This window comes from Burkholderia sp. LK4, assembly GCF_001043615.1.
GTDB classification, from domain to species: Bacteria; Pseudomonadota; Gammaproteobacteria; order Burkholderiales; family Burkholderiaceae; genus Burkholderia; species Burkholderia cepacia.
Window position 1 is genome coordinate 19,328 of record NZ_LDUL01000075.1, and the last position, 24,116, is coordinate 43,443.

The 24,116-nt window shown below is 67.7% G+C and carries 21 protein-coding genes; 5 read left to right on the forward strand and 16 right to left on the reverse strand.

The features are described from left to right. Nucleotides 1-68 precede the first annotated feature (68 nt). From VK92_RS32125 to VK92_RS32145, 5 genes are all read right to left on the reverse strand, one after another. Nucleotides 69-1,100 carry a Tim44 domain-containing protein gene (locus VK92_RS32125; protein ID WP_021161321.1) on the reverse strand — a complete coding sequence of 344 codons (1,032 nt, stop codon included), beginning with the start codon at nucleotides 1,098-1,100 and terminating at the stop codon, nucleotides 69-71. A 41-nt stretch (nucleotides 1,101-1,141) separates the two neighbouring features. Continuing rightward, on the reverse strand, nucleotides 1,142-1,873 hold the full coding sequence (gene ubiE / locus VK92_RS32130; RefSeq protein ID WP_048026150.1) for a bifunctional demethylmenaquinone methyltransferase/2-methoxy-6-polyprenyl-1,4-benzoquinol methylase UbiE: 732 nt from the start codon (nucleotides 1,871-1,873) through the stop codon (nucleotides 1,142-1,144). A 53-nt stretch (nucleotides 1,874-1,926) separates the two neighbouring features. After that, nucleotides 1,927-2,340, reverse strand: coding sequence for a gamma-butyrobetaine hydroxylase-like domain-containing protein (locus VK92_RS32135; RefSeq protein ID WP_021161323.1), 414 nt, complete (start codon nucleotides 2,338-2,340; stop codon nucleotides 1,927-1,929). Further along, nucleotides 2,337-2,780: an HIT family protein gene (locus VK92_RS32140; protein WP_021161324.1), complete on the reverse strand. Its 444-nt coding sequence runs from the start codon at nucleotides 2,778-2,780 to the stop codon at nucleotides 2,337-2,339. Before VK92_RS32140 ends, VK92_RS32135 begins: the two co-directional genes overlap by 4 nt. A gap of 85 nt (nucleotides 2,781-2,865) precedes the next feature. Next, a complete protein-coding gene (locus tag VK92_RS32145) occupies nucleotides 2,866-6,891 on the reverse strand; it encodes a DUF3683 domain-containing protein (RefSeq protein ID WP_048026151.1) in 4,026 nt (1,341 codons plus the stop codon). A 576-nt stretch (nucleotides 6,892-7,467) separates the two neighbouring features. On the opposite strand from VK92_RS32145, the gene ilvA reads away from it, so the two are divergent. Next, nucleotides 7,468-8,991, forward strand: coding sequence for a threonine ammonia-lyase, biosynthetic (ilvA, locus tag VK92_RS32150; protein ID WP_048026152.1), 1,524 nt, complete (start codon nucleotides 7,468-7,470; stop codon nucleotides 8,989-8,991). Between the two features lie 11 nt (nucleotides 8,992-9,002). Beyond that, nucleotides 9,003-9,827: an NADPH-dependent 7-cyano-7-deazaguanine reductase QueF gene (queF, locus tag VK92_RS32155; protein WP_048028989.1), complete on the forward strand. Its 825-nt coding sequence runs from the start codon at nucleotides 9,003-9,005 to the stop codon at nucleotides 9,825-9,827. 156 nt (nucleotides 9,828-9,983) lie between these two features. Here the strand turns inward: queF and VK92_RS32160 are convergent, their stop codons facing one another. The 4 genes from VK92_RS32160 to VK92_RS32175 all read right to left on the reverse strand — a co-directional run bounded on the left by VK92_RS32160 (nucleotide 9,984) and on the right by VK92_RS32175 (nucleotide 13,511). Further along, complete coding sequence (locus VK92_RS32160; protein ID WP_048023200.1) at nucleotides 9,984-10,403, reverse strand: bleomycin resistance protein; 420 nt, start codon at nucleotides 10,401-10,403, stop codon at nucleotides 9,984-9,986. A 174-nt stretch (nucleotides 10,404-10,577) separates the two neighbouring features. After that, entirely contained in the window at nucleotides 10,578-10,964 is a 387-nt protein-coding gene (locus tag VK92_RS32165) for a RidA family protein (protein ID WP_006751946.1), read from the reverse strand. A 124-nt stretch (nucleotides 10,965-11,088) separates the two neighbouring features. Next, nucleotides 11,089-12,570, reverse strand: coding sequence for an N-acyl-D-amino-acid deacylase family protein (locus VK92_RS32170; protein WP_048023198.1), 1,482 nt, complete (start codon nucleotides 12,568-12,570; stop codon nucleotides 11,089-11,091). Nucleotides 12,571-12,572: 2 nt separating this feature from the next. Next, complete coding sequence (locus VK92_RS32175; RefSeq protein WP_048023196.1) at nucleotides 12,573-13,511, reverse strand: MurR/RpiR family transcriptional regulator; 939 nt, start codon at nucleotides 13,509-13,511, stop codon at nucleotides 12,573-12,575. Between the two features lie 119 nt (nucleotides 13,512-13,630). Here VK92_RS32175 and VK92_RS32180 point away from each other — a divergent pair, with 119 nt between their 5' ends. Further along, nucleotides 13,631-14,911, forward strand: coding sequence for an amino acid deaminase (locus tag VK92_RS32180; RefSeq protein WP_048023194.1), 1,281 nt, complete (start codon nucleotides 13,631-13,633; stop codon nucleotides 14,909-14,911). Between the two features lie 156 nt (nucleotides 14,912-15,067). Beyond that, nucleotides 15,068-15,649 carry a DJ-1/PfpI family protein gene (locus VK92_RS32185; protein ID WP_021161332.1) on the forward strand — a complete coding sequence of 194 codons (582 nt, stop codon included), beginning with the start codon at nucleotides 15,068-15,070 and terminating at the stop codon, nucleotides 15,647-15,649. Nucleotides 15,650-15,712: 63 nt separating this feature from the next. Here VK92_RS32185 and VK92_RS32190 read toward each other — a convergent pair whose 3' ends face one another. Both VK92_RS32190 and VK92_RS32195 read right to left on the reverse strand, forming a co-directional pair. Further along, nucleotides 15,713-16,159 (reverse strand): MarR family winged helix-turn-helix transcriptional regulator, encoded by a 447-nt coding sequence (locus tag VK92_RS32190; RefSeq protein WP_021161333.1) that lies wholly within the window; start codon nucleotides 16,157-16,159, stop codon nucleotides 15,713-15,715. A 26-nt stretch (nucleotides 16,160-16,185) separates the two neighbouring features. Beyond that, complete coding sequence (locus VK92_RS32195; RefSeq protein ID WP_021161334.1) at nucleotides 16,186-17,781, reverse strand: MDR family MFS transporter; 1,596 nt, start codon at nucleotides 17,779-17,781, stop codon at nucleotides 16,186-16,188. A gap of 107 nt (nucleotides 17,782-17,888) precedes the next feature. Here VK92_RS32195 and VK92_RS32200 point away from each other — a divergent pair, with 107 nt between their 5' ends. Beyond that, nucleotides 17,889-18,731 (forward strand): EcsC family protein, encoded by an 843-nt coding sequence (locus VK92_RS32200; RefSeq protein ID WP_021161335.1) that lies wholly within the window; start codon nucleotides 17,889-17,891, stop codon nucleotides 18,729-18,731. Here the strand turns inward: VK92_RS32200 and VK92_RS32205 are convergent. The 5 genes from VK92_RS32205 to VK92_RS32225 all read right to left on the reverse strand — a co-directional run bounded on the left by VK92_RS32205 (nucleotide 18,701) and on the right by VK92_RS32225 (nucleotide 24,000). Then, nucleotides 18,701-19,663 carry an alpha/beta hydrolase gene (locus tag VK92_RS32205; RefSeq protein WP_048023193.1) on the reverse strand — a complete coding sequence of 321 codons (963 nt, stop codon included), beginning with the start codon at nucleotides 19,661-19,663 and terminating at the stop codon, nucleotides 18,701-18,703. The two genes, VK92_RS32200 and VK92_RS32205, sit on opposite strands and share 31 nt — an antisense overlap. 89 nt (nucleotides 19,664-19,752) lie before the next feature. Continuing rightward, a complete protein-coding gene (locus VK92_RS32210; RefSeq protein WP_048023191.1) occupies nucleotides 19,753-20,187 on the reverse strand; it encodes a CHRD domain-containing protein in 435 nt (144 codons plus the stop codon). Nucleotides 20,188-20,525: 338 nt separating this feature from the next. Beyond that, nucleotides 20,526-21,299: a class II aldolase/adducin family protein gene (locus tag VK92_RS32215; RefSeq protein WP_021161338.1), complete on the reverse strand. Its 774-nt coding sequence runs from the start codon at nucleotides 21,297-21,299 to the stop codon at nucleotides 20,526-20,528. A gap of 138 nt (nucleotides 21,300-21,437) precedes the next feature. Continuing rightward, on the reverse strand, nucleotides 21,438-23,060 hold the full coding sequence (locus VK92_RS32220) for a phospholipase D family protein (RefSeq protein WP_048023189.1): 1,623 nt from the start codon (nucleotides 23,058-23,060) through the stop codon (nucleotides 21,438-21,440). Between the two features lie 223 nt (nucleotides 23,061-23,283). Further along, nucleotides 23,284-24,000 carry a FadR/GntR family transcriptional regulator gene (locus tag VK92_RS32225; RefSeq protein ID WP_027789137.1) on the reverse strand — a complete coding sequence of 239 codons (717 nt, stop codon included), beginning with the start codon at nucleotides 23,998-24,000 and terminating at the stop codon, nucleotides 23,284-23,286. Between the last annotated feature and the right edge of the window lie 116 nt (nucleotides 24,001-24,116).

Consider the following 24,116-nt stretch of genomic DNA (forward strand, 5'->3'; position numbering starts at 1 on the left):
CGGGCGGCAAGCGGTCGCAGTGCGACGGCCGTTGCCCGGATGTCCGGCGGCGTGGCCGCCGGACACGCTCAGTGCGTGTTGATCTGCTGGATGCCCGCGAGCAGCCAGCCCTGACTGCCCGACTTCGACAGGTTCCACACCTCGTCGAACGGCGCGGCCGACGCATTCGCCGATTCGCGGATCAGGCCGTGGAAACGCACGCTCGCCGACTGCTCGATGCCGCGATCCTCGATCGCGACCAGTTCCGCGTCGAGCTGCACGACGTCGGTCTGGTTCGACTCGTTGCCGCGCGAATCGAGGTCGATCTTGATCTCGGCGAACATTTCGGGCGTCGTGAACTCGCGGATGTCGGCCAGGTTGCCCTGGTCCCACGCAGCCTGCAGGCGCACGAAATAAACCTTCGAGCTGCGCAGGAACGCTTCGGTGTCGAAGCCGGCCGGCACCTGGAGCGGTGCTGCCGCCGCCGCTGCCGCGCCTGTGGCCGCGGCACCGCCGCCGAACACGCCTTGCGCTTCGTTCGCGTAGCTGCTGCCGCTACCTGCATAGTTGCTGCCGGTACCGCCCTGCTGGAACGACGGGCTCTGCGAGTAGCCACCCGACGACGACGCCGAGCCGCCGACCGAGTATGCCGGCTCCTGCGGACGACGGCGGTTCATGAACTTGCGGATCAGCCAGATGCCGACCATCGCGAGCAGCGCGATCACGATGACGTTCGCCATCATGCTCGCGAATGCGCCGCCCAGGCCGAAGTGCGACAGCAGCGCCGCGATACCGAGACCGGCCGCGAGGCCGGCGATCGGCCCGAGCCAGCGCGAGCGGTTGGGCTGCGCGGCCGGCGCGGGCGCGGCCGGGTTCGCACGCTGCGCCTGCGACGGCGCGGCCTGCTGCATCGGCTGCTGCGCCGGCGGCGTGGCCTGACGCTGCGTGACGGTGGAATTCTGGCGGCCGATGCTGCGCCCGCCGCCCATGCGCTTGGCTTCAGCGTCGAGCGATGCGAACGTGCCGGCCGTGAGCAGGCCGACCATCAGCAGCGTGCCGACTCGTCGAGCCCACGGCTTCGACGGCTTGCTACGGTTGAACAACGAACGCGTTTCGGACATCAGCTTCTCCAGATGTAAGACAAATGTATGGAAAGAGCCCCTTAGTACTTGGCTCCCATGTGTAAAGCTACCACGCCACCTGACAAATTGTAATATTTGACGGCATCGAGGCCCGCTTGTTCCATCATCGTCTTCAGCGTGTCCTGATCGGGGTGCATCCGGATAGATTCAGCAAGATACCGGTAACTTTCAGCATCTTTCGCGAACTTGTCGCCAAGCCACGGTAATACTTTGAAAGAATACAGATCGTACGCCTTTTTCAGCGGATCCCAGACTTTCGAGAATTCCAGCACCATCACGCGGCCGCCGGGCTTCGTCACGCGGCGCATCTCCGCCAGCGCGGCATCCTTGTGCGTCATGTTGCGCAGCCCGAACGCGACCGTGACCAGATCGAAGTGGTTGTCCGGAAAGGGAATTTTCTCCGCGTCGCACAGCAGCGACGGCGTCACGATGCCCTTGTCGAGCAGCCGGTCGCGACCGACGCGCAGCATCGATTCGTTGATGTCCGTGTGCCAGACCTCGCCCGTCGGCCCGGCTGCCTTCGCGAACGCCTTGGTCAGGTCGCCGGTGCCGGCCGCGATGTCGAGCACCTTGAAGCCGGGACGTACGTTCGCCTGCGCGATCGTGAACGCCTTCCACGCGCGGTGCATGCCCGCCGACATCAGGTCGTTCATCAGATCGTAGTTGCTCGCGACCGAATGGAACACACCCGCCACTTTCTTCGCTTTTTCGTTTTCCTCGACGCTTTCGAAGCCGAAGTGGGTTTTGCTCATCGCGTTGATCCTCAGTAAATGGCAAGACGGCGCCGAGCGGGCGCCGTCGAATTTCAGTGGCAGTGGCCGTGCGACGCGGAGGCCGCCTGCATCGGGGCGTCGCGCTCGACGCCCGCCGCCTTCAGTTTGTCGAAATAGTCGCGCCACAGCGCGTCCTGCTGCGTGGCCAGCTCGTACAGCAGGTCCCACGAGTAGATGCCGGTCGAATGGCCGTCGGAAAACGTCGGCTGCAGCGCGTAGTTGCCGACGCCCTCGAGCGCGGTGATCGTCACCTCGCGCTTGCCGGTCTGCAGCGTCTCCTGGCCGGGCCCGTGGCCGCGCACCTCGGCGGACGGCGAATACACGCGCATCAGCTCGAACGGAATCCGGTAGCTTTCACCGTTCGGGTACTGCAATTCGAGCACGCGCGATACCGCGTGCACGACGACGCCGGACGGAATCGGCGTCGTGGAAGTCAAACCGCTCATGGCTGCCTCGAATCGGTCATGCGTTGAATTTCCTCGCGCACCGCATTGTGCAGCAGCGAGGCCTGCGCCGCGCGCGTGCGCAGCAGCGCCTCGGACACGCTGCGCTGGCGCGGCGCCCAGACGGGCTGCGGAAAATGGGCATCGTTGGAAAAGCGCGGGATCACGTGCCAGTGCACGTGCGGCACCATGTTGCCAAGGCTCGCGAGATTCACCTTGTTCGGCTGCATCACGCGGCGCACGGCCCGCTCGACCGCGTAGACCACGCGCATCAGGTGGGCCCGCTCGGGCTCGCCGAGATCGGAGAACTCGGCCACGTGCGTGCCCCAGATCACCCGGCAGAAGCCCGGATACTCGTGCTCGCCCGTCGCGAGGACGACGCGCAGCGCATCGTCCTGCCAGAGCACCTCGCCGCCGTCTTCACGGCAAAACACGCATTCCATCGTCGCTCCCATGTGGACGGGCGCCGGCATTGCCGCGCCGGCGCCCGCTCATCCCCAGCCCGGTCGGGCGGTCGTCATGCCCGCATTAGACCAGCACGCGCTCGATCCCGCCATTGTTCGCACGTGCGACATAATCGGCCATCCAGTTCTCGCCGAGCACCTGGCGCGCGATTTCGACCACGATGTAGTCGGCTTCGAGGTTCGCGTCCTCGCTGTAGCGCGACAGGCCCTGCAGGCACGACGGGCAACTCGTCAGGATCTTCACGTCCGGGCCGTTCGCGGCCGCAGCGGCCGGCGTCGGCGCGTTGCCGGCCACGACCGGGATGCTGCGCAGCTTCGCGGCGCCCTTGCGGATCTCCTCTTCCTTGCGGAAGCGGACCTGCGTGGACACATCCGGGCGCGTGACCGCGAGCGTGCCCGATTCGCCGCAGCAGCGGTCGTTCTTCTCGATCCGGTAGCCGTCCTTCTCCGAACCCATCAGCTCATTGACGAGCTTCACCGGATCGATCGTCTTGATCGGCGTGTGGCATGGGTCGTGATACATGTAGCGCGTGCCCGTCACGCCGTCGAGCTTCATCCCCTTCTCGAGCAGGAACTCGTGGATGTCGATGATCCGGCAGCCCGGGAAGATCTTGTCGAATTCGTAACCGGCGAGCTGGTCGTAGCAGGTGCCGCACGACACGACCACCGTCTTGATATCGAGGTAGTTCAGCGTGTTCGCGACCCGGTGGAACAACACGCGGTTGTCGGTGACGATCTTCTCGGCCTTGTCGTACTGGCCCGAGCCGCGCTGCGGATAACCGCAGCACAGGTAGCCCGGCGGCAGCACGGTCTGCACGCCCGCCTCCCACAGCATCGCCTGCGTCGCGAGGCCGACCTGCGAGAACAAACGCTCGGAGCCGCAGCCCGGGAAGTAGAACACCGCTTCCGAATCGACGGTCGTCGACTTCGGGTTGCGGATGATCGGCACGATCTTGTTGTCCTCGATGTCGAGCAGCGCGCGTGCCGTCTTCTTCGGCAGGTTGCCCGGCATCTTCTTGTTGACGAAGTGGATCACCTGCTCGACGACGGGCGGCTTGCCGACCGTCGCCGGCGGGTGCTGCGTCTGCTTCTTCACGACGTTCTTCAGCATGTCGTTCGCGAAGCGCTGCACCTTGTAGCCGACGCCCATCATCACGCTGCGCGCGGCGTTGATCGTCTGCGGGTTGGTCGCGTTCAGGAAGAACATGCCCGCCGCATTGCCGGCGTTGAATTTCTTCTTGCCCATCTTGCGCAACAGGTTGCGCATGTTCATCGTGACGTCGCCGAAATCGATCTTCACCGGGCACGGGGTCGCACACTTGTGGCACACCGTGCAGTGGTCGGCCACGTCGTTGAACTCGTCCCAGTGCTTGATCGACACGCCGCGGCGCGTCTGTTCCTCATACAGGAACGCCTCGACCAGCAACGACGTTGCGAGGATCTTGTTGCGCGGGCTGTACAGCAGGTTCGCGCGCGGCACGTGCGTCGCACACACCGGCTTGCACTTGCCGCAGCGCAGGCAGTCCTTCACCGAATCGGCGATCGCGCCGATGTCGGACTGCTTCATGATCAGCGACTCGTATCCCATCAGCCCGAAGCTCGGCGTATAGGCGTTGCGCAGATCGGCGCCTTCGAGCAGCTTGCCCTTGTTGAAGCGGCCGTTCGGGTCGACACGCTGCTTGTACGCGCGGAATTCGGCGATCTCGTCGTCGGTCAGGAACTCGAGCTTCGTGATGCCGATGCCGTGCTCGCCGGAAATCACGCCGTCGAGCGAACGCGCGAGCGTCATGATGCGCGCGACCGCCGCGTGGGCGTCCTGCAGCATCTCGTAGTTGTCGGAGTTGACCGGCAGGTTGGTGTGGACGTTGCCGTCGCCCGCGTGCATGTGCAGCGCGACGAACACGCGGCCGCGCAGCACCTGCTTGTGGATCGCCTGCGCTTCGTCGAGGATCTGCTTGAACGCGCCGCCGTTGAAGATCGCGCGCAGCTCCGCGCGGATCTCCTGCTTCCACGAGATGCGCACCGTGCGGTCCTGCGTGACGTGGAACACGGTCGCGCCCGGCTGCTCGTCCGCGCGATCGGCGAACTTCTCGGCGAGCGCCTCGTAACCGAGCTGCACGAGGTAGTGCTGCGCCTCGCGCAGCGGCTGGTCGAGCCGGTCGCGCACGAATTCCCAGCGCGCGCGCACGCGCTTGAGCAGCTCCAGTGCCTGCTGGACGCGATCCTCGAGCAGTTCGGCGCTCGGGATCTCGTTCGCGTCGTCGGTCTTGCCGAGCGGCAGGTTGCCGGCGCGGAAAAACGCTTCCAGCGCGTCGACCAGCTGCAGCTTGTTCTTCAGCGACAGCTCGATGTTGATCCGCTCGATGCCGTCGGTGTACTCGCCCATCCGGTTCAGCGGGATCACGACGTCTTCGTTGATCTTGAACGCGTTCGTGTGCTTCGCGATCGCGGCCGTGCGGCTGCGGTCGAGCCAGAAGCGCTTGCGCGCCTCCGCGCTGATCGCGACGAAGCCTTCGCCGCTCTTGCCGTTCGCCATCCGGATCACTTCGGACGTCGCGTGCGCGACCGCGTCGGCGTCATCGCCGACGATGTCGCCGATCAGCACCATCTTGGGGAATGCGTTGCGCTTGCTCTTGGTCGCGTAGCCGACCGCACGCAGGTAGCGCTCGTCGAGGTGCTCGAGGCCCGCGAGGATCGCGCCGCCCTGCTTCGACGTCTCGAACAGGTAATCCTTGATCTCGACGATGCTCGGGATCGCCTCGCGCGCCTGGCCGAAGAATTCCAGGCAGACGGTGCGCGTGTGCGCGGGCATCTTGTGCAGCACCCAGCGCGCGGACGTGATGAGCCCGTCGCAACCTTCCTTCTGCACGCCCGGCAGGCCGGCGAGGAACTTGTCGGTCACGTCCTTGCCGAGACCTTCCTTGCGGAACCGGCGGCCCTCGATCTCGAGCATCTCGCTCTTCAGCAGCTTCTCGCCCGGCGCATATGCGCCGTCGAACCACTTCAGCTCGAAACGCGCGACCGCGATGTCGTGGATCTTGCCCTGGTTGTGCTCGTGGCGCGTGACTTCGAGCCAGTTGCCGTCCGGGTCGACCATCCGCCACCAGGCCAGGTTGTCGAGCGCGGTGCCCCACAGCACGGCCTTCTTGCCGCCCGCGTTCATCGCGACGTTGCCGCCGATGCACGATGCGTCGAGTGAGGTCGGATCGACCGCGAACACGTAGCCGGCCGCTTCCGCGGCTTCCGTCACGCGGCGCGTGACGACGCCCGCGCCGGAGAAGATCGTCGGCACCTTGTGCGCGACGCCCGGCAGCTCGGTCAGCTCGACCGCGCCGAGCTGTTCGAGCTTCTCGGTGTTGATCACCGCGGAGAACGGCGTGAGCGGCACCGCGCCGCCCGTGTAGCCGGTGCCGCCGCCGCGCGGGATCACGGTCAGGCCGAGCTCGAAGCAGGCCTTGATGAGGCCGGCGATCTCGGCTTCGGTATCGGGGGTGAGCACGACGAACGGGTATTCGACCCGCCAGTCGGTCGCGTCGGTCACGTGCGACACGCGCGACAGCCCGTCGAAGCGGATGTTGTCCTTCTGCGTGCAGCGGCCGAGCGCCTTGGTCGCGCGGCGGCGCAGGTCGGCCATCTTCTCGAATTCGTCGGCGAACTCGTCGACCGCGCGCTGCGCGGCGGTTTCGAGCATCTCGACGCGCGATGCGCGTTCGCGGCCCGCGTCGTCGCGGTGCTCGGTGAGATCCGCGCTGCGGCGCTTGCCGATTTCGGTCAGCCGGTGGTTCAGCGCCTCGATCAGCAGCGCGCGGCGCTTCGGGTTGTCGAGCAGGTCGTCCTGCAGGTACGGGTTGCGGCGCACGACCCAGATGTCGCCGAGCACCTCATACAGCATCCGTGCCGAGCGGCCCGTACGGCGCTCGGCACGCAGCTCGTCGAGCACCGACCACGCCTCTTCGCCGAGCAGGCGGATCACGATCTCGCGATCCGAGAAGGACGTGTAGTTGTAGGGAATCTCGCGCAACCGGGGCGCGGGGTCGGCGGCGACGGCGGCGGCCGCGCCATGCGGATCGAAAACTTGTGGTGCGTTCATGTTCGGACGACTCGGAGGGCCGATACACCGTGCACGGGCGTCGGCAAGCGCGTGGGCGCAATCTTGGGGAAATCTGTTCTGTTACCAGGCGCGCGGCTGTCCTTCATGGGGCCGGAGCGGGCGGCGATTCGCCCCTCCTGGCCGGCGACAGGGCCTGGCGGCACTCGATCATCGGCACGATCGCGCGCGGCGCGCATGCCGTTCCGCCGCGGGGCTGGCTGCGCGCGGCGTCGGCTTCAACGGTGCGATCCGAGGGTGCCTCTGCATCTTCCGAATCCTTGATTCAAAACGGAATTCTAACCCATGATCGGGCCACGCGTGACACGTCGGACAGGTCGTGGGGCTATCGCCGCGAGCCGCGCCAGGCCTGGCTCGGCGCGATTTCACGCGGCCATTCGCCGTCCGTCCGGTCGGTAACCACGCGGTTAAGCCGGCAAAAGAGGCCGCGCAACGTCGCCGATGCACCGCCTGCACGGCCCCGCGAGCGTGCACCCGGCATGCCGCTTGCATACGGGCGGACCCTTGGCGCTATCATTGACCTTTTACCGTCTGCTACCGCACTGCACGCGAGCGCCCATGGCATCCCACGATTACCTGAAGAAAATCCTCACCGCGCGCGTCTACGACGTCGCGATCGAGACGGAACTCGAATCCGCCCGCAACCTGTCCGCCCGGCTGCGCAACGCCGTCTACCTCAAGCGCGAGGACAACCAGCCGGTGTTCTCGTTCAAGCTGCGCGGCGCGTACAACAAGATGGCGCACATTCCGGCGGACGCGCTCGCGCGCGGCGTGATTACGGCATCGGCCGGCAACCACGCACAGGGTGTCGCGTTCTCGGCGGCCCGGATGGGCGTCAAGGCGGTGATCGTCGTGCCCGTCACGACGCCGCAGGTGAAGGTCGATGCGGTGCGCGCGCACGGCGGCCCGAGCGTCGAGGTGATCCAGGCCGGGGAGTCGTACAGCGACGCGTATGCACACGCGGTCAAGGTGCAGGAGGAGCGCGGCCTCACGTTCGTCCATCCGTTCGACGATCCGTACGTGATCGCCGGCCAGGGCACGATCGCGATGGAGATCCTGCGCCAGCACCAGGGCCCGATCCACGCGATCTTCGTGCCGATCGGCGGCGGCGGGCTCGCGTCCGGCGTCGCGGCCTACGTGAAGGCGGTGCGACCGGAGATCAAGGTGATCGGCGTGCAGGCCGAGGATTCGTGCGCGATGGCGCAGTCGCTCGACGCAGGCAAGCGCGTCGAGCTGAGCGAGGTCGGCCTGTTCGCGGACGGTACCGCCGTGAAGCTGGTCGGCGAGGAAACCTTCCGGCTCTGCAGCGAATACCTCGACGGCGTCCTGACGGTGAACACCGACGCGCTGTGCGCGGCGATCAAGGACGTCTTCCAGGACACGCGCAGCGTGCTCGAGCCGTCCGGCGCGCTCGCGGTCGCGGGTGCGAAGCTCTACGCGGAACGCGAAGCCATCGAGAACCAGACGCTCGTCGCGGTCACGTCCGGCGCGAACATGAACTTCGACCGGATGCGCTTCGTCGCCGAGCGCGCGGAAGTGGGTGAAGCGCGCGAAGCCGTGTTCGCGGTCACGATCCCCGAGGAACGCGGCAGCTTCAAGCGGTTCTGCTCGCTCGTCGGCGACCGCAACGTCACCGAGTTCAACTACCGGATCGCCGATGCGCAGGCCGCGCACATCTTCGTCGGTGTGCAGATCAAGCGCCGCGGCGAATCGGCCGAGATCGCCGCGAACTTCGAATCGCACGGCTTCAAGTCCGTCGACCTGACGCACGACGAGCTGTCGAAGGAACACATCCGCTACATGGTGGGCGGCCGTTCGCCGCTCGCGCTCGACGAACGCCTGTTCCGCTTCGAATTCCCGGAACGGCCGGGCGCGCTGATGAAGTTCCTGTCGTCGATGGCGCCGGACTGGAACATCAGCCTGTTCCATTACCGCAACCAGGGCGCGGACTACAGCTCGATCCTCGTCGGGCTGCAGGTGCCGCAGGCCGATCGCGCCGAATTCGAACGCTTCCTCGCGGCACTCGGCTACCCGTATGTCGAGGAGAGCGCCAACCCGGCTTACCGCCTCTTCCTGTCGTAAAGGCGTCACGCATGAATCCCGAACATTCCCCGCTCGGCAAGGCCACCGTCTACGCGGCCCAGTACGACGCGTCGCTGCTGTTCCCGATCCCGCGCGCCGGCGCGCGCGAGCAGCTCGGCATCGCGTCGGCGCTACCGTTCTTCGGCACCGACATCTGGAACGCCTACGAGCTGTCCTGGCTCAACGCGCGCGGCAAGCCGCAGATCGCGGTTGCGACCTTCTACGTGCCGGCCGAATCGCCGAACATCGTCGAATCGAAGTCGTTCAAGCTGTATCTCGGCTCGTTCGCGCAGACGAAATTCGACTCGATCGACGCGGTGCGCGACACGCTGAAGCACGACGTGTCGGCCGCGTGCGGTGCGAGCGTCGCCGTGCAGCTCGTGTCGCCGCACGATTTCGGCAAGCTCGAAATGGACGAACTCGACGGGCTGTCGCTCGACCGGCTCGACCTCGACACCGACGTGTACGAACCCGATCCGTCGCTGCTGTCGGCGGCCGTCGACGAAGCGCCGGTCGAGGAGACGCTCGTGTCCGACCTGCTGCGCTCGAACTGCCCGGTCACCGGCCAGCCCGACTGGGGCAGCGTGCAGATTCACTACGTCGGGCCGCAGATCGACCACGCGGGCCTGCTGCGCTACATCATCTCGTTCCGCAACCACACGGGGTTTCACGAGCAGTGCGTCGAGCGGATCTTCCTCGACATCCTGCACGCATGCAAACCGGTGAAGCTCGCGGTGTATGCACGCTATACGCGCCGCGGCGGGCTCGACATCAACCCGTTCCGCACGAACTACAACCAGCCGATGCCGGACAACGCGCGCAACGCGCGACAGTGACGGCGGCGGGTGGCTGCCGCGGTTTTTCGTTTGCCGTCTGCCTTTTGCCTCTTGCCGTCGGCGACGCGCGGCCGCCACCCCAAATACAACAGCCCGACCGGAATCAACCGGCCGGGCTGTTTTTCATTGTGCGGGAAAGGCGCGGACGACCGACGATCACCCGCTCACCGGCCGCTCCGGCAGGATCTCCACCAGGCGCAACAGGTATCCGTCGGGATCCTGCACCAGCATCTCGATCTGGCCATGCTCGATCTCGCCCTCCCGATACCAGGACGTGCGCGGCTCGACGAACAGCGGCACGCCCGCAGCGCGGATCCTGTCGAGAATGGGGTCGAGCGCATCGACCTCGATCTGAAAATTGATTCCGCGCCCGAACGGCGGCTCCAGCGGGCCGGTCAGCCAGCCCTCCGCGCCATACTGCTCGAGCATCAGCTGAGCCCGCCCGATTTCCAGATAGGCGAAACCGTCTTCCGGACGTTCGAAGCGAATCCGGAATCCCAGCACGTCACGATAGAAGCGCACGCTTCCGGCGAGGTCCGAGCAGATCAGCTCCGGCACCAGCGCAGCCCATTCCATGTATTTCCCCTCCGTACGATCACGCGGCACATTACATGAACGGGCGGGTGGCGTTGCGGCGGTTGCCGCCGTGGCGCACCGTGCAACAATCGAACCGTGCGCGACACACGCCAAAACGGGCCCGGCGCACGTGAATGCGCCGGGCCCGTTCTGGAGCGGCTCGCCGTTGCGGCGTTACTTCGCCGGCGCCTTGTACGCGATGCAGTCGACCTCGACCTTGCAGTCGATGACCATGCTCGACTGCACGCACGCGCGTGCCGGCGGATGCTCGCCGAAGTACGACACGAACACCTTGTTGAACGACGCGAAATCGCGTGCGTCGTCGAGCCACACGCCGCAGCGCACGACGTGCTCGAGGCCGTAGCCGGCTTCCTTCAGGATCGCGATCACGTTCTCGATCGTCTGCTTCGACTGCGTGACGATCCCGCCTTCGACGACCTCGCCGTTCACCATCGGCGTCTGGCCCGACACGTACAGCCAGCCGTCGGCCTCGACCGCGCGTGCGAACGGCATCACCTGGCCGCCCGTCCCCTTCGCTTCGCCTACGCCATATCGCTTCATCGTTTCACTCCTTGTTTGTCGACCGCCTCGACGCTTCAGCGCCGGCGCCGGTCCCATGCAACGCACGGTTGCGGATGCGCGCGCCGACGATGGCGCGCGCGGCAGATCGGAACAACAACCGCGTTCAGAACGCGGTGTCGGCACTCGCCGGCACGCGCTCGCCGCGTGCGACGAAGCCGCCGGCGCGCTCGCCGGTCGCCTGGCCGTTTTCGTAGGTCAGCACGCCGTTCACCCACACGGCGTCGATTCCGTGCGCGGGCTGCTGCGGTTTCTCGAACGTCGCGGCGTCGATCACGCGCGCCGGGTCGAACAGCACGAGGTCGGCGTGGTAGCCCACATGCACCTCGCCGCGCCGCGCGATGCCGTAGCGGCGCGCGGACAGCGACGTCATCTTGCGGATCGCCTCCTCGAGCGGCAGCAGGTTCGTGTCGCGCACGTAATGGCCGAGCACGCGCGGGAACGCGCCCCACAGCCGCGGGTGCGGCAGCGGATCGTTCGGCAGGCCGTCGGAGCCCACCATCGTCGCCGGGTGCGACAGGATCCGGCGCACGTCCTCCTCGGACATGTTGTGGTACACGGCGCCCGCCGGGCGGATGCGCTGCGCGGCTTCCTGCTCGGTCACGCCCCAGTCGGCCGCGATCGCCTTCAGCAGCTTGCCCGCCACTTCCGGGTGCGGCTCCGACCAGGTGATCGTGATGTCGATGTCGCCCGTCACCTGCTTCAGGTCGAGCGTCGACGAGCTGCGGCTGTACGGATAGCAGTCGCAGCCGACCGGCTGGTAGCGGCGCGCGCCTTCGAGCGACGCGAGCACTTCGGTGCTACGCCCCCAGTTCGACGGGCCCGCGCACTTCAGGTGCGAGATCACGACCGGCACGCGCGCATGACGGCCGACCTGGTACGCCTCTTCCATCGCATCGAGGATCGCGTCGAATTCGGTGCGCATGTGCGTCGTGTACAACGCGCCGGCGTTCGCGAGCGGCTCGGCGAGCGCCATCACCTCTTCGGTCGGCGCCGCGAACGCGGAGCCGTATGCGAGGCCCGACGACAGGCCGAGCGCGCCGTTCGCGAGCGCCTCCTCGAGCTGCGCGCGCATCCCGGCGATCTCGCCGTCGGTCGCCGCGCGGTCGAGGCGGTCCATCTGGTTGTTGCGCAGCGCCGTGTGACCGACGAGCGCCGCGACGTTCACGGCCGGACGCGCATCGTTCACGGCCGCGACGTAGTCGGCGAAGGTCGGGTACTGGAACGCGCCGCGCTCGCCGAGCAGGTTCATCGGATCGGGCGGATCGCCCGCGAGCGTCACCGGCGACGCGCTGATCCCGCAGTTGCCGACGATCACGGTCGTCACGCCCTGCGAGATCTTCGGCACCATCTGCGGCGCGCGGATCACGTGCGTGTCGTCGTGCGTATGCACGTCGACGAAACCCGGCGCGAGCGCGCGGCCGTTCGCATCGACGACGGTTTCGGCGAGCCAGTTCGACAGGTTGCCGATCGCCGCGATCACGCCGTTGCGGATCGCGACGTCGCGCGTGACGGGCGGCGCGCCGGTACCGTCGTAAAGCTGCGCGCCGACGATCAGCGTATCGGCGGCTTCGGGATGCGAATGCATGGTCAGTCTCCTACCGGTTGACGGTCTCCGCCGCCGCGGTGCGCATCGAGCGCGTGCTTGATGCGACGCAGCGATTCCCGGCCCGCATCGCCGAGCCGCAACGCGACTCCGGTGACGAGCACGTCGATCGCCATCATCATCGCGTAGCGCGATGTCGACGGCTTGTAAATGAAATCGGTTTCGAACGCGACGACCGGGATCAGGTGGTCGGCCAGCTTCGCGAGCGGCGAGGCCGGCGCGGTGATCGCGATCAGCTTCGCGCCGTAGCGCTTCGCGAGCCGGCAGCTCTCGAGCAGCTCGGGCACGCGCCCGCTCACCGACAGCGCGACGACGACGGTGTCGCGCGACAGCGTCGCGGCCACCATCCGCTGCAGCACGCTGTCCTGGTAGCTCGCGACCGGCCGGCCGAAGCGCACGAGCCGGAAACGCAGCTCGTCGGCGAGCGCGGTCGAGCCGCCGCCCTGCCCGTACACATAGGTCATCTTCGCGCCGGCGAGCAGGTCGGCGGCTTCCTCGAACGACGTATTGCGCAGCAACTGGTGGTTGTGCGCGAGCGCCACGCGGATCTCGTCGTAGACCATCGACGCGGGGCTCGTATCGTCGGCGGGCGCGTCGTCGGACGGCACGAGAAAGCGCTGGCCGACCGCCGCCGCCTGCGCGACCAGCACCTTCAGTTCGCGCACGTCGCGGCAGCCGACGGCCTTCGCGAAACGCGTGACCGTCGCGACACTGACCTCCGCGTCGCGCGCGAGCGCGCCGATGCTCGCATGTGCGGCGCGCGCGAGATCGGCGAGGATGAACGCGGCGACCTTGCGCTCGGCCTCGCGCAGCTCGGGCGCGCATTCGGCGATCCGCGCGACGATGTCGAGGACCGGCGGGGCGGCCGGTGCCGGATAGGGCTCGGCCGCGTGCGAAGCGGACGGGTTGGCGGGCGTATTCATCTGCGGAAAAGGGTGCGAAGCTCGATGTTACTAAATAACATCACCGCGCAGATGCTACTTTCTGTACCATCTGCGTGTCAACTTCAGTGCAATGCATAGTGATGATGGAGCGGGATGACATGAAAGTTACAAACTATCAGGAAGCGACGATCGATCCGTTCGGCAAGGGCCTCGGCAATCTGCCGAGCGCGAGCGTGCCGCTCGGCGACGCGGGCCGCCTCGAGTGGAACCTGCTCGCGGAAGACGTCAGCCTGCCGGCCGCCGTGCTTTACGAGGATCGCATCGAACACAACCTGAACTGGATGCAGGCATTCGTCCAGAAGTACGGCGTCAAGTTTGCGCCGCACGGCAAGACGACGATGGCGCCGCAACTGTTCCGCCGCCAGCTCGACGCCGGCGCGTGGGGCATCACGCTCGCGACCGCGCACCAGACGCAGGCCGCGTATCACGGCGGCGTGCGGCGCGTGCTGCTCGCGAACCAGCTGGTCGGCCGTCAGAACATGACGATCATCGCGGGGCTGCTGTCCGATCCCGACTTCGAATTCTTCTGCCTCGTCGATTCCGCGGAGAGCGTCGACCAGCTCGGCCGCTTCTTCGGCGCACTGAAGAAGCCGCTGAACGTGCTGCTCGAGCTCGGCGTGCCGGGCGGCCGCGCGGGCGTGCGCGATGCCGCGCAGCGCGAGGCCGTGCTCGCCGCGATCGCGCGCTATCCGGACACGCTGAAGCTGGCCGGCATCGAACTCTACGAAGGCGTGCTGAAGGAGGAAGGCGAGATCCGCACGTTCCTGCAGGAAGCGGTCGCGCTCACGCGCGAACTGGCCGAGGCCGGCCGCTTCGCGCGTACGCCGGCGATCCTGTCCGGCGCCGGTTCGGCGTGGTACGACGTGGTCGCGGAAGAATTCGCGAAGGCGTCCGACGCGGGCTTCGCGGAAGTCGTGCTGCGTCCGGGCTGCTACCTGACGCACGATGTCGGCATCTACAAGAAGGCGCAGACCGACGTGTTCGCGCGCAACCCGATCGCACGCACGATGGGCGAAGGGCTGCTGCCCGCGCTGCAGTTGTGGGCCTACGTGCAGTCGGTGCCCGAGGCCGACCGGGCGATCGTCGCGCTCGGCAAGCGCGACGCGGCGTTCGACGCGGGGCTGCCGGAGCCGGCGCGCCACTTCCGCCCGGGCCGCGACACCGCCCCGCGCGACGTCGCGGCCGCTGAAGGCTGGGCCGTCACCGGGATGATGGACCAGCACGCGTACCTGCAGATCCCGCCGGGCGCGGACGTGAAGGTCGGCGACATGGTCGCGTTCGACATCTCGCACCCGTGCCTGACGTTCGACAAGTGGCGCCAGGTGCTCGTGCTCGATCCGCAGTTCCGCGTGACGGAAGTCGTCGAAACCTTCTTCTGACGCACGTCGCGCGTACCGCCCCGCCGCCGCGCGGGGTGGCCGTCACGCGCGCTTCAAGCGGCCGGAGTATACTGCGCTTTCGTCCTCGGGGCCCCGGGCGGGCATGGCAATCGTCTGCCGCGGCGGGCCCTCAACGCAGCTCCACTGGAGAAAGCCATGGCCGCGAAGAAGATCCTGTTCCTGACCGGCGATTTCGCCGAAGACTACGAAACGATGGTGCCGTTCCAGGCGCTGCAGGCGGTCGGCCACCACGTCGATGCAGTCTGCCCGGGCAAACGCGCGGGCGACAAGATCAAGACCGCGATCCACGATTTCGAAGGCGACCAGACCTACACCGAGAAGCCCGGCCACCAGTTCACGCTGAACGCGGCATTCGACGACGTCGACGCCTCGCGCTACGACGCGCTCGCGATCGCGGGCGGCCGTGCCCCCGAATACCTGCGACTCGATCCGAAGGTGATCTCGCTCGTGCGCGAGTTCGCCGAAGCCGGCAAGCCGATCGCCGCGATCTGCCACGCGGCGCAACTGCTCGCGGCCGCCGACGTGATCCGCGGCAAGCGCATCTCGGCCTACCCGGCCTGCGCGCCCGAGGTGAAGCTCGCGGGCGGCGAATATGCGGACATTCCGGTCGACGCGGCCGTGACCGACGCGCCGTTCGTCACCGCGCCCGCGTGGCCCGCGCATCCGGCCTGGCTCGCGCAGTTCCTCGCGCTGCTGGGCACGCGCATCGAGCTGTAAATCCGCATCAGAATGAAATGAAGCGATGGCCGGCGGCGCTGACGTGCCGCCCGGCCCCGCGTATCAACGCGCGGCCGGCGTCGAGCCGACGTCCGCGATCCGCGATTCCAGCATCGCCAGCGCGCCCGACAGCGCATTCAGCACGTCGTCCGGCAATTGCGCCATCGTCTGTTCGAGAAACGCCTTGCGGCGCGGCAGGCATGCGTCGAACGCGGCGCGGCCGGCGTCCGTCAGCGTCACGTTGGTCACGCGATTGTCGCGTGCGTCGGATTCGCGCTCGATCCAGCCGAGCGCGTCGAGCGACTTCAACTGGCGCGTGAGCGCGCCCGGATCGATGCGCAGCACTTCGACGAGCTTCTTCTGCGACGAATGGCCGCCCATCGTGTGCAACGCGACCATGATGCGCCAGCGCGGCATCGGTTGCCCGACGTGCGTCTCGAATGCGGTCATGAACGCGCGATACGTCCGTCCGAATTGCTGCAAGATCGCGACGCGGTCCTGTTCTTCCATGCGCTCAGTTCTACTCGTTCAATCGTTCAATCGGCCGCGACATGCGGTTCGATCTTGCGCCGCAGCGCGATCGGCGGCACGCGGCGGCACTGCCACACCGACACCACGGCGACGACGGCCGCCATCGCGACGCCAACGTGAATCGCGCCGACGAGCGATTCGCGGGCCGCTTCCAGCAGCAGCGCGCCATTATGCCCGGCACGGGTCAGCTCCGCGACAAGGCCGCCCTGCGCAGCGCGATCGATCAGGATCTGCGGATCGGCGAGCTGCGCGTGCCACTGCATCGCGTGATCGGCCGACAGCGCATCGCGCACGCCGCCCGAGTACATCTGGTTGACGAGCGTGCCGGTCAGCGCGGTGCCGATCATCCCGCCGACCATCCGCAGCGACTGCAGCAGCGCCGTGGCGATGCCGAGGTGCTCGCGGCCGGCCGTCTGCTGCGCGAATACGGTGAGGTTCGGCAGCACGAAGCCGAGCCCGATGCCGCCCGCGACCATCAGCGCCATCAGCAGCCATTTCGGCGTCGTGTGGGTCGACACGACGACGCCCGCGCAGGTGATCGCGAACAGCACGAAGCCGACGTGCAGCATCGCATTCGGGTTGCGGATGCGCGTGACGACACGGCCGTTCATGATGCTGCCGATCGTGATGAACACGACGAGCGGCGTGATCACGAGCCCCGCCTCCTTCGGCGACATCCCGAAGCCGCCCTGGAACAGCAGCGGTGCGTAGAACAGCAGCGAGAACATCGAGAAGCCGGCGAGGATCGCCAGCACGAAGAGCGCCGACAGCGCGCGGTTGCCGAACATGTCGAACGGCAGGATCGGCTGCGCGCAGCGCTTCTCCCAGTGCCACAGGCCGAAACCGGCCGCGACCGCGACGACGAGCAGGAGCGACGCCCAGCTCGCGACGCCGTACTTCGGCAGCCATTCGACGAACAGTTGCAGCGCGCCGAGCGACAGCGCGATCAGCAGCGCGCCCGGCCAGTCGAGCCGCATCTTGCGATCGTGCTCGACGTGGCGCAGGTGCGGCAGGTAACGCCACACGAACAGCAGCGACAGCAGGCCGATCGGCAGGTTCACGTAGAACACCGAGCGCCAGCCGAACGACTGGGTCAGCACGCCGCCGAGCGACGGACCGACCGCGTTCGCGATGCCGAACGCGGAGCTCATCAGCACCTGCCAGCGCAACCGCACGACGGAATCGGGGAACAGGTCGGGGATGCACGCGAACGCGGTGCCGACCAGCATCCCGCCGCCGATCCCCTGCAGCCCGCGCGCGAGCACGAGCATCAGCATGTCGTTCGCCATCCCGCACAGCACGGACGCGCCGGTGAACACGACGATCGACACGATGACGAACGGCTTGCGCCCGTAATAGTCGCCGAGCCGGCCAAAGATCGGCACCGTGATCACGGAACTGAGCAGGTACGAGGTCGCGACCCACGCGTACAGGTCGAACCCCCGAAGCTCGGCGACGATGGTCGGCAACGCGGTGCCGACGACGGTCTGGTCGAGCGCGACGAGCATGGTGACGAACGAGATCCCGATCATCGCCAGCAGCGATTCGCGGAACGGCAGGACTTGCCCGCTCGAATGGTGGGCGGCTGTATGGACGGCCATTTTTTGTTGGCGCAACTTTTGACGAGTCAAACAATCTCGAAATTCTAGCATGCGGGAGTAATCTAGGCTGGCGACGGTCAAACCGTTCCAGACCGCCAAGGAGAAAGATGGAACCGATTTCAATCCCCCCCGCCACCACGCTGTCGCAGGACGATCGGGACGCGCTGTGGCGCGCGAAGCAGGTGCTGGAAAGCCCGTCGCTGACGATGAAGCTGACGGGCATGCTGGGCGCACCGGTCGAGAAAATGATCGCCCGGCTGCCGGATTTCGCGACCGGCAAGATCAACGACGCGACGCAGCTCGCGCTGCGCAAGTGCCTGAACATCGCGCTGCGCACGCTCGGCAAGCCGCCCGCGCCGGACGCCGAGCCCGACAAGCCGAGCAACCTGCTGCACAAGCTCGCGGTCGCGACGACCGGCGCGGCGGGCGGCGCGTTCGGCTTTCTCGCGCTGCCGGTCGAGCTGCCGGTGACGACGACGCTGATCTTCCGCTCCGTGTGCGACATCGCGCGCAGCGAGGGTGAAGACCTGGGCTCGGTCGATACGCAGCTGCAATGCCTGGCCGTGCTCGGCATGGGCGGCAACCCGGACAAGCAGGAAGAGGACGCCGATCTCGGTTATTTCGTGCTGCGCGGCGCGCTCGCGCAGGCGATCTCGAAGGCGTCGTCCGACATCACGACGAAGGGCATCGCCGCGCACAGCTCGGCGGCCGTGTTCAAGCTCGTGCAGACGGTGGCGTCGCGCTTCTCGGTGCAGGTGACCGAGCAGATGGCCGCGAAGTCGATTCCGGCGATCGGCGCCGTGCTCGGCGCGACCGTCAATACGCTGTTCATCGACCACTTCCAGCAGATGGCGCACGGCCACTTCACCGTGCGCCGACTCGAGCGCAAGTACGGCCCGGCGGCCGTCAAGGCCGCCTATCAGGCAATCGACGTCTCGCCGGCGCGCTGAACCGCGCGCTCGACCGCGACGCGACGCAGGAACGCGGCCGCGCGGTCGAGCGCGTCGCGTGCTTCCGGCACCATCGGCGCGTACAGCTGCCACACGTGCGGCATGTCCGGCCACACCTCGATCTCCACCGCCACCCCGGCGGCCTTCGCCTTCTCGGCGACGCGGCGCGAATCGTCGAGCAGCACCTCGGTGCTGCCGACCTGGATATACAGCGGCGGCAGGCCCGCGAAATCCGCATAGAGCGGCGACGCGTACGGATTCGTCCCCGGCTCGTCGCCGAGGTACAGCTTCGCGGCCTTCGGCAGCGCCGCGCCCGCGAACATCGGATCGGCGCCGTCGTTCGTGCGCAGCGTGGCGCCGGTAGCGGCCAGGTCGGTCCATGGCGAGAACAGGATCGCGCCGGCCGGCAGCGGCTCGCCGCGATCGCGCAGCGCGACGAGCGTCGCGAGCGCGAGGCCGCCGCCCGCCGAATCGCCGCCGAACACGATCGACTCGGGCGGCGTGCCGAGCGCCAGCAGCTGCCGGTACGCGGCCAGCGCGTCGTCGAGCGCGGCCGGGAAACGGTTTTCGGGCGCAAGCCGGTAGTCGAGCGAGAACGAGCGCACGCCCGCGCGCTTCGTCAGGCCGAACACCAGCGGCCGATGGGTCTTCGTCGAACAGAAGTAATAGCCGCCGCCATGGAAGTACAGCAGCGTGCGGCCCGGCCCGCGCCCCGCAGCCGCGTCGGTGCGTTCGAGCCATTCGCCGCGCAGCGGCGCGTCGCCCGCGCCGTAGCACTGGCGCAACCGGTAGCCCGACGGCGCGCGGCGCGGCACCATCATCCGCAAGTCGGTAAAGCGCCGTGCGCGGGCGGGATCGAGCACCTCGCGCGTGGTCTCGGGACGGAACTGCCTGCGCAGCAGCCAGCAGGCGAACTTGCTTTGCCAACTCATCGGACGCACTCCGTATTCGCAGTGTGACGATGGTACGTGCGATCGTTCCCGCACCGCTCGACAGGTGCCTCCATATCAAACGCCTGCGCTCAGTTCGCCGGCATCACCTGGCCGCGGATCTCGCCGGCCGGGTGCTCCTTCGTATGGACGTTGAAATACCACTTGCCGCCCATCAGGTCGGTGACCTGCGCGTCGGTGAGTGCCTTCGAACCCTTGATCGGGCTCGCCAGCTCGTCCTTTGGAATCGGCACCTGCACGCCCGCGTTCTGGCCGACCGGCGCGGGCCCGTGGAAATGCGCGGCGGTGGCCGGGCCGGTGAGGTGTTCGTAACGGACCGTCCACTGCAGCATGTGCGTTACCGTGTCGTAGGTGGCCTCGACATCGCCCGAGCCCTTGGTCGCCGTCGGCGGCACCTCGCTCGACGGCTGGAGATTGGCGGACAGGCGCACCGTTTCGGCGGCGGCGGTGCCGGCGGCCAGCACACCCGCGAGTAACGCGACCTGGAGCAAACGCAGCTTGAGCATGGACTCTCCTTGTACGACGTTGTACGCCGACCGAACGGCGGCGCCACACATGATGGTAGTCGATCGCCGCCGATCCGGGAGCCCGCCGAACGGCCATGCCGCAAAACGCCGCAGCGCGCTCGGCAGGCCAGTCTGCCTCCGGCTGGAAGGGACCTTTGCAGCCTGATGGCTGAATCCGCGTGCGGCCTTTCGCTACACTTCATCTCACAGTTGCTTGTTTCCTTCGTCCGAAGGAGTCTGCGAGTATTCACGCGGCCACCCGGCCGCGTTTTTTTTGCCCGCCGCCGGATTCGGGACCTGCCGCATCGAGCCTCACGAAGCGATCACGCCGCCCCGCGTCACGCCCGATAGCCGGGATCGATGCGATCGACGATACGCTGCAGTGCGTCGAACGCATCCTGCCCCGCGCCATGCTTCGGATCGAAATTCAGCGAATCGCGCACGCACCCTTCGAGCACGGGCGGCGCGATCGCCAGTGCGTCGCCGATCGCATGCGTGGCGACCTGCACCTCGCACGCGCGATTGAGCAGCCACATCAGCGAGAACGTCTGCGCGAGCGTCGCGCCGATCGTCACGGGCCCGTGGTTTCGCAACAGCAGCACGGGCCGCCCGCCCGCGCTCTCGACGATGCGCCGCCCCTCCTCCAGATGCACGGTGATGCCCTCGAAGTCGTGATACGCGATCTTCCCGTACAGTTGCGCCGAATAGAAATTCGAGAACGACAGCCCGTCGCGCGAACAGCACACGGCCATCGTCGGCGTCGTGTGCACGTGCATCACGCAGTGCGCATCGGGCAGCGCCGCATGGATCGCACTGTGGAACGTGAAGCCGGCCGGATTGATCGGCCAGTCGGAATGACCGATCACGTTGCCGTCGATGTCGATCTTCACGAGGTTCGACGCGCACACCTCGCGGTAATGGAGTCCGAACGGGTTGATCAGGAAGTGCCCGTCCTCGCCCGGCACGCGCAGCGAGATATGGTTGTAGATCAGCTCGGTCCAGCCGAGATGGTCGAAGATGCGGTAAGCCGCCGCGAGCTGCACGCGCGCCTGCCATTCGGCTTCGGAGAAACGGGCGGGACGCGTGAACGGCTGGTTCGGGACACGTTGCATGGGGAACTCCGGTTGCGGATGTGCGCGGCACGGGCCGCCCGGCGGCGCCGGCCGGCGCGCCACACTCGTTGCGCGCACAACCATATCACCTTTGCCCGCGCACCGGAAACGCGGGTTTAGCCGGAGCGCTTCCGTCCCCTAAAGCTGGTCGTCGACCGGCAGCAGCATGAAGACGCCGGTCATCAGGTTGCGCAGCAGCCCCGCGTGCGGATCGACGTGATAGACGGCCGGCTGGCCGTCGTCCGTGCCCGTCCATTCGAGTTCGGGCGTGCCGCCGCCCGCCGGCGTCACGAGGCTCACGCGGTAGCTTTCGTCCGGCTGCGCCGCGCGCGCGAAGATCTGCGCGACCTGCTCGGCGAGCGCCGGGCTATGGATCACCAGCGCCAGTTCGGTGTTCAGGTGCGCAGAACGCGGATCGAGGTTCATCGAGCCGATCACGAGGATCTTCCGGTCGATCACGTACGCCTTCGCGTGCAGGCTCGCGCGCGAACGCGACCCGAACAGGCGCGGACGCTGGCGACCCGGCTGCGCCTTGAACTCGTACAGCTCGACGCCGTGCTGCAGCAGCGGCACCCGGTACGGCCCGTAGCCGGCCTGCACGGCGACCGCGTCGGTCGCGGCGAGCGAATTGGTCAGGATCGCGACGCGCACGCCGCGCGCGGTCGTATCGCCGAGGATCTTCACGCCCGCGTCGTGCGGCACGAAATACGGCGAGAACGCGAGGAATTCCCGCTGCGCGCCGCGCGTCAGCTCGACGAGGCGCTGCATCGGCGGGCTCACGTACGCGTCGGTCGGCTGCGCGACCTTGTCGGGCGCGTCGACCTTGAACTCCGCCGGCGCCCACACGAGCCCGAGCTCGTCGCGCGCGATCTGCTGCGCGAGCGGCGTCGCGTTCAGCGGCTTCGCGTTGTACGGATCGGCATTCTTGCGCCAGTGGTCACGCAGCTCGTCGCGCATCGCGTCGAGCTCCTTCGGATCGAACGACTGATGATTCAGCACGCGCAGCGGGTAGCTGCTCGCGCTCGACCAGTAGGTGTCGAAGCTCGCCGAGACGTCGTTCGTCACGGGCCCCGCGGCGAGCACGTCGAGATCGCGGAACTGCAGCGTCGGGCTCGCACTGAAGTATTCGTCGCCGAGGTTGCGGCCGCCGACGATCGCGATCCGGTTGTCCGCGATCATCGCCTTGTTGTGCATCCGGCGCGTGAAGCTGTCGATGCGCGTGAAGAAGTTGGCCGTGCGCTCGACCATCCCCTGCGATGCGCCGAACGGGTTGAACACGCGGATCTCGATGTTCGGGTGCGTGTTCAGCGCGGCCATCACGCGATCGATGTCGCGGAAATTCAGGTCGTCGACCAGCATCCGCACGCGCACGCCGCGATCGGCCGCGTAGAGCGCCGCGGCGAGCAGCAGCTTGCCGGTCGTGTCCTCGGTCGCGATGTAGTACTGCATGTCGAGCGTCTTCGTCGCGGCGCGCGCGAGCGCGATGCGCATCTGCAACGCCTGCGCGCCGTCGGCCAGCAGCCGGAAACCCGACTGGCCCGGATGCGCGGCCTCGGGCGCGGCCAGCGCATCGCGCAACGGCGTCGCGGTATCGGGCGGCAACGCATGGGAGACCGGGCGATCGAGCGTGGTGGCGGGCGGATGCGTCGCGCACGCGGCGACGAGCGACAGGAGTACGCCGGCGGCCAGCGCGCGGGCCGGGCGGCATGCGGCGCGCCACGACAGCGCGGCCGGTGCGCGCCGGATCAGGGACGTGAACACGAAGACTTCCTCGACTGGCGGAACACAGGGCCCGCATGCGCCGCGGCGCGCGGCTGGCGCGCGGTTCCGGCCGATTCTAGTAGGCGCCCGATGCGCCGGTCAATCGCGCGGGCGGCACCGACGGCCTCGAACCGCGGGCGTGCGCGCGCGTGCCGGGCATCGAGGCCCGCCGCACCGAAGGTGCCCGCCGGGCGGGCCTCGCACCGAAGTAGTCCGACCAATCTCAGGCCTCGTCGCCGCTGCGCTCGAAATGGCTGCGCACGTAGTCGATATGGGTCTGCATCGCAGTGCGCGCCTCTTCGGGCCGTTGCGCGCAGATCGCGTCGCACACGACGCGGTGCTGCAGCAGCAGGAGTTCGGACGCGTGTTCGTCGTGCGTCGTCATGCCCGCCACGTTGATCGAGATGTGCTCACGCAGCATCCCGATCACGCTCGTATGCAGGTGCAGGAACATCGTGTTGTGCGACGCGAGCGCGATTGCCTCGTGCAGCTTCGCGTCGGTCGCGGCTTCGACGGCTGCCGCGCCGTTCGCGTGCGCGGTTTCGAGCTCGCGCAGCAGCGCACGGATCCGGCGCCGGTCGTGCGCGTCGGCGCGCAGCGCGGCGAAATACGCGGTCGCGCCTTCGAGCACGCGCCGGAATTCGAGGATGTCGTCGCGCAGCGCGGGGTGATCGGCGACCAGTTGCCCCCACGGCGACGCGATGCCGGCGCGCAACTGGTCCGTCACGTAGACGCCCGCGCCGCGCCGGCTCTGCAGCAGCCCGCGCGCGACGAGCCGCTGGGTCGCCTCGCGCACCGTATTGCGCGCAACCCCGTACTGCTGCGCGAGCACGCGCTCGGCCGGCAGGCGTGCGCCGGCCGGCCACGTGCCGTCGAGCAGTGCCGTCTCGATCTTGCGCATCACCCCTTCGGTCCGGCCCCGTGCCGTCATCGCTGCCATCGTCGCGTCTCCCCGCTCAATGCGTGCCGCGCCGATTGGCCCAACCAATTTGAGCCGCAGCGCCGTCGCGGGAATTATGCAGCGAAATCGTCGTCCCGCATCCGCATGCCGGGCCG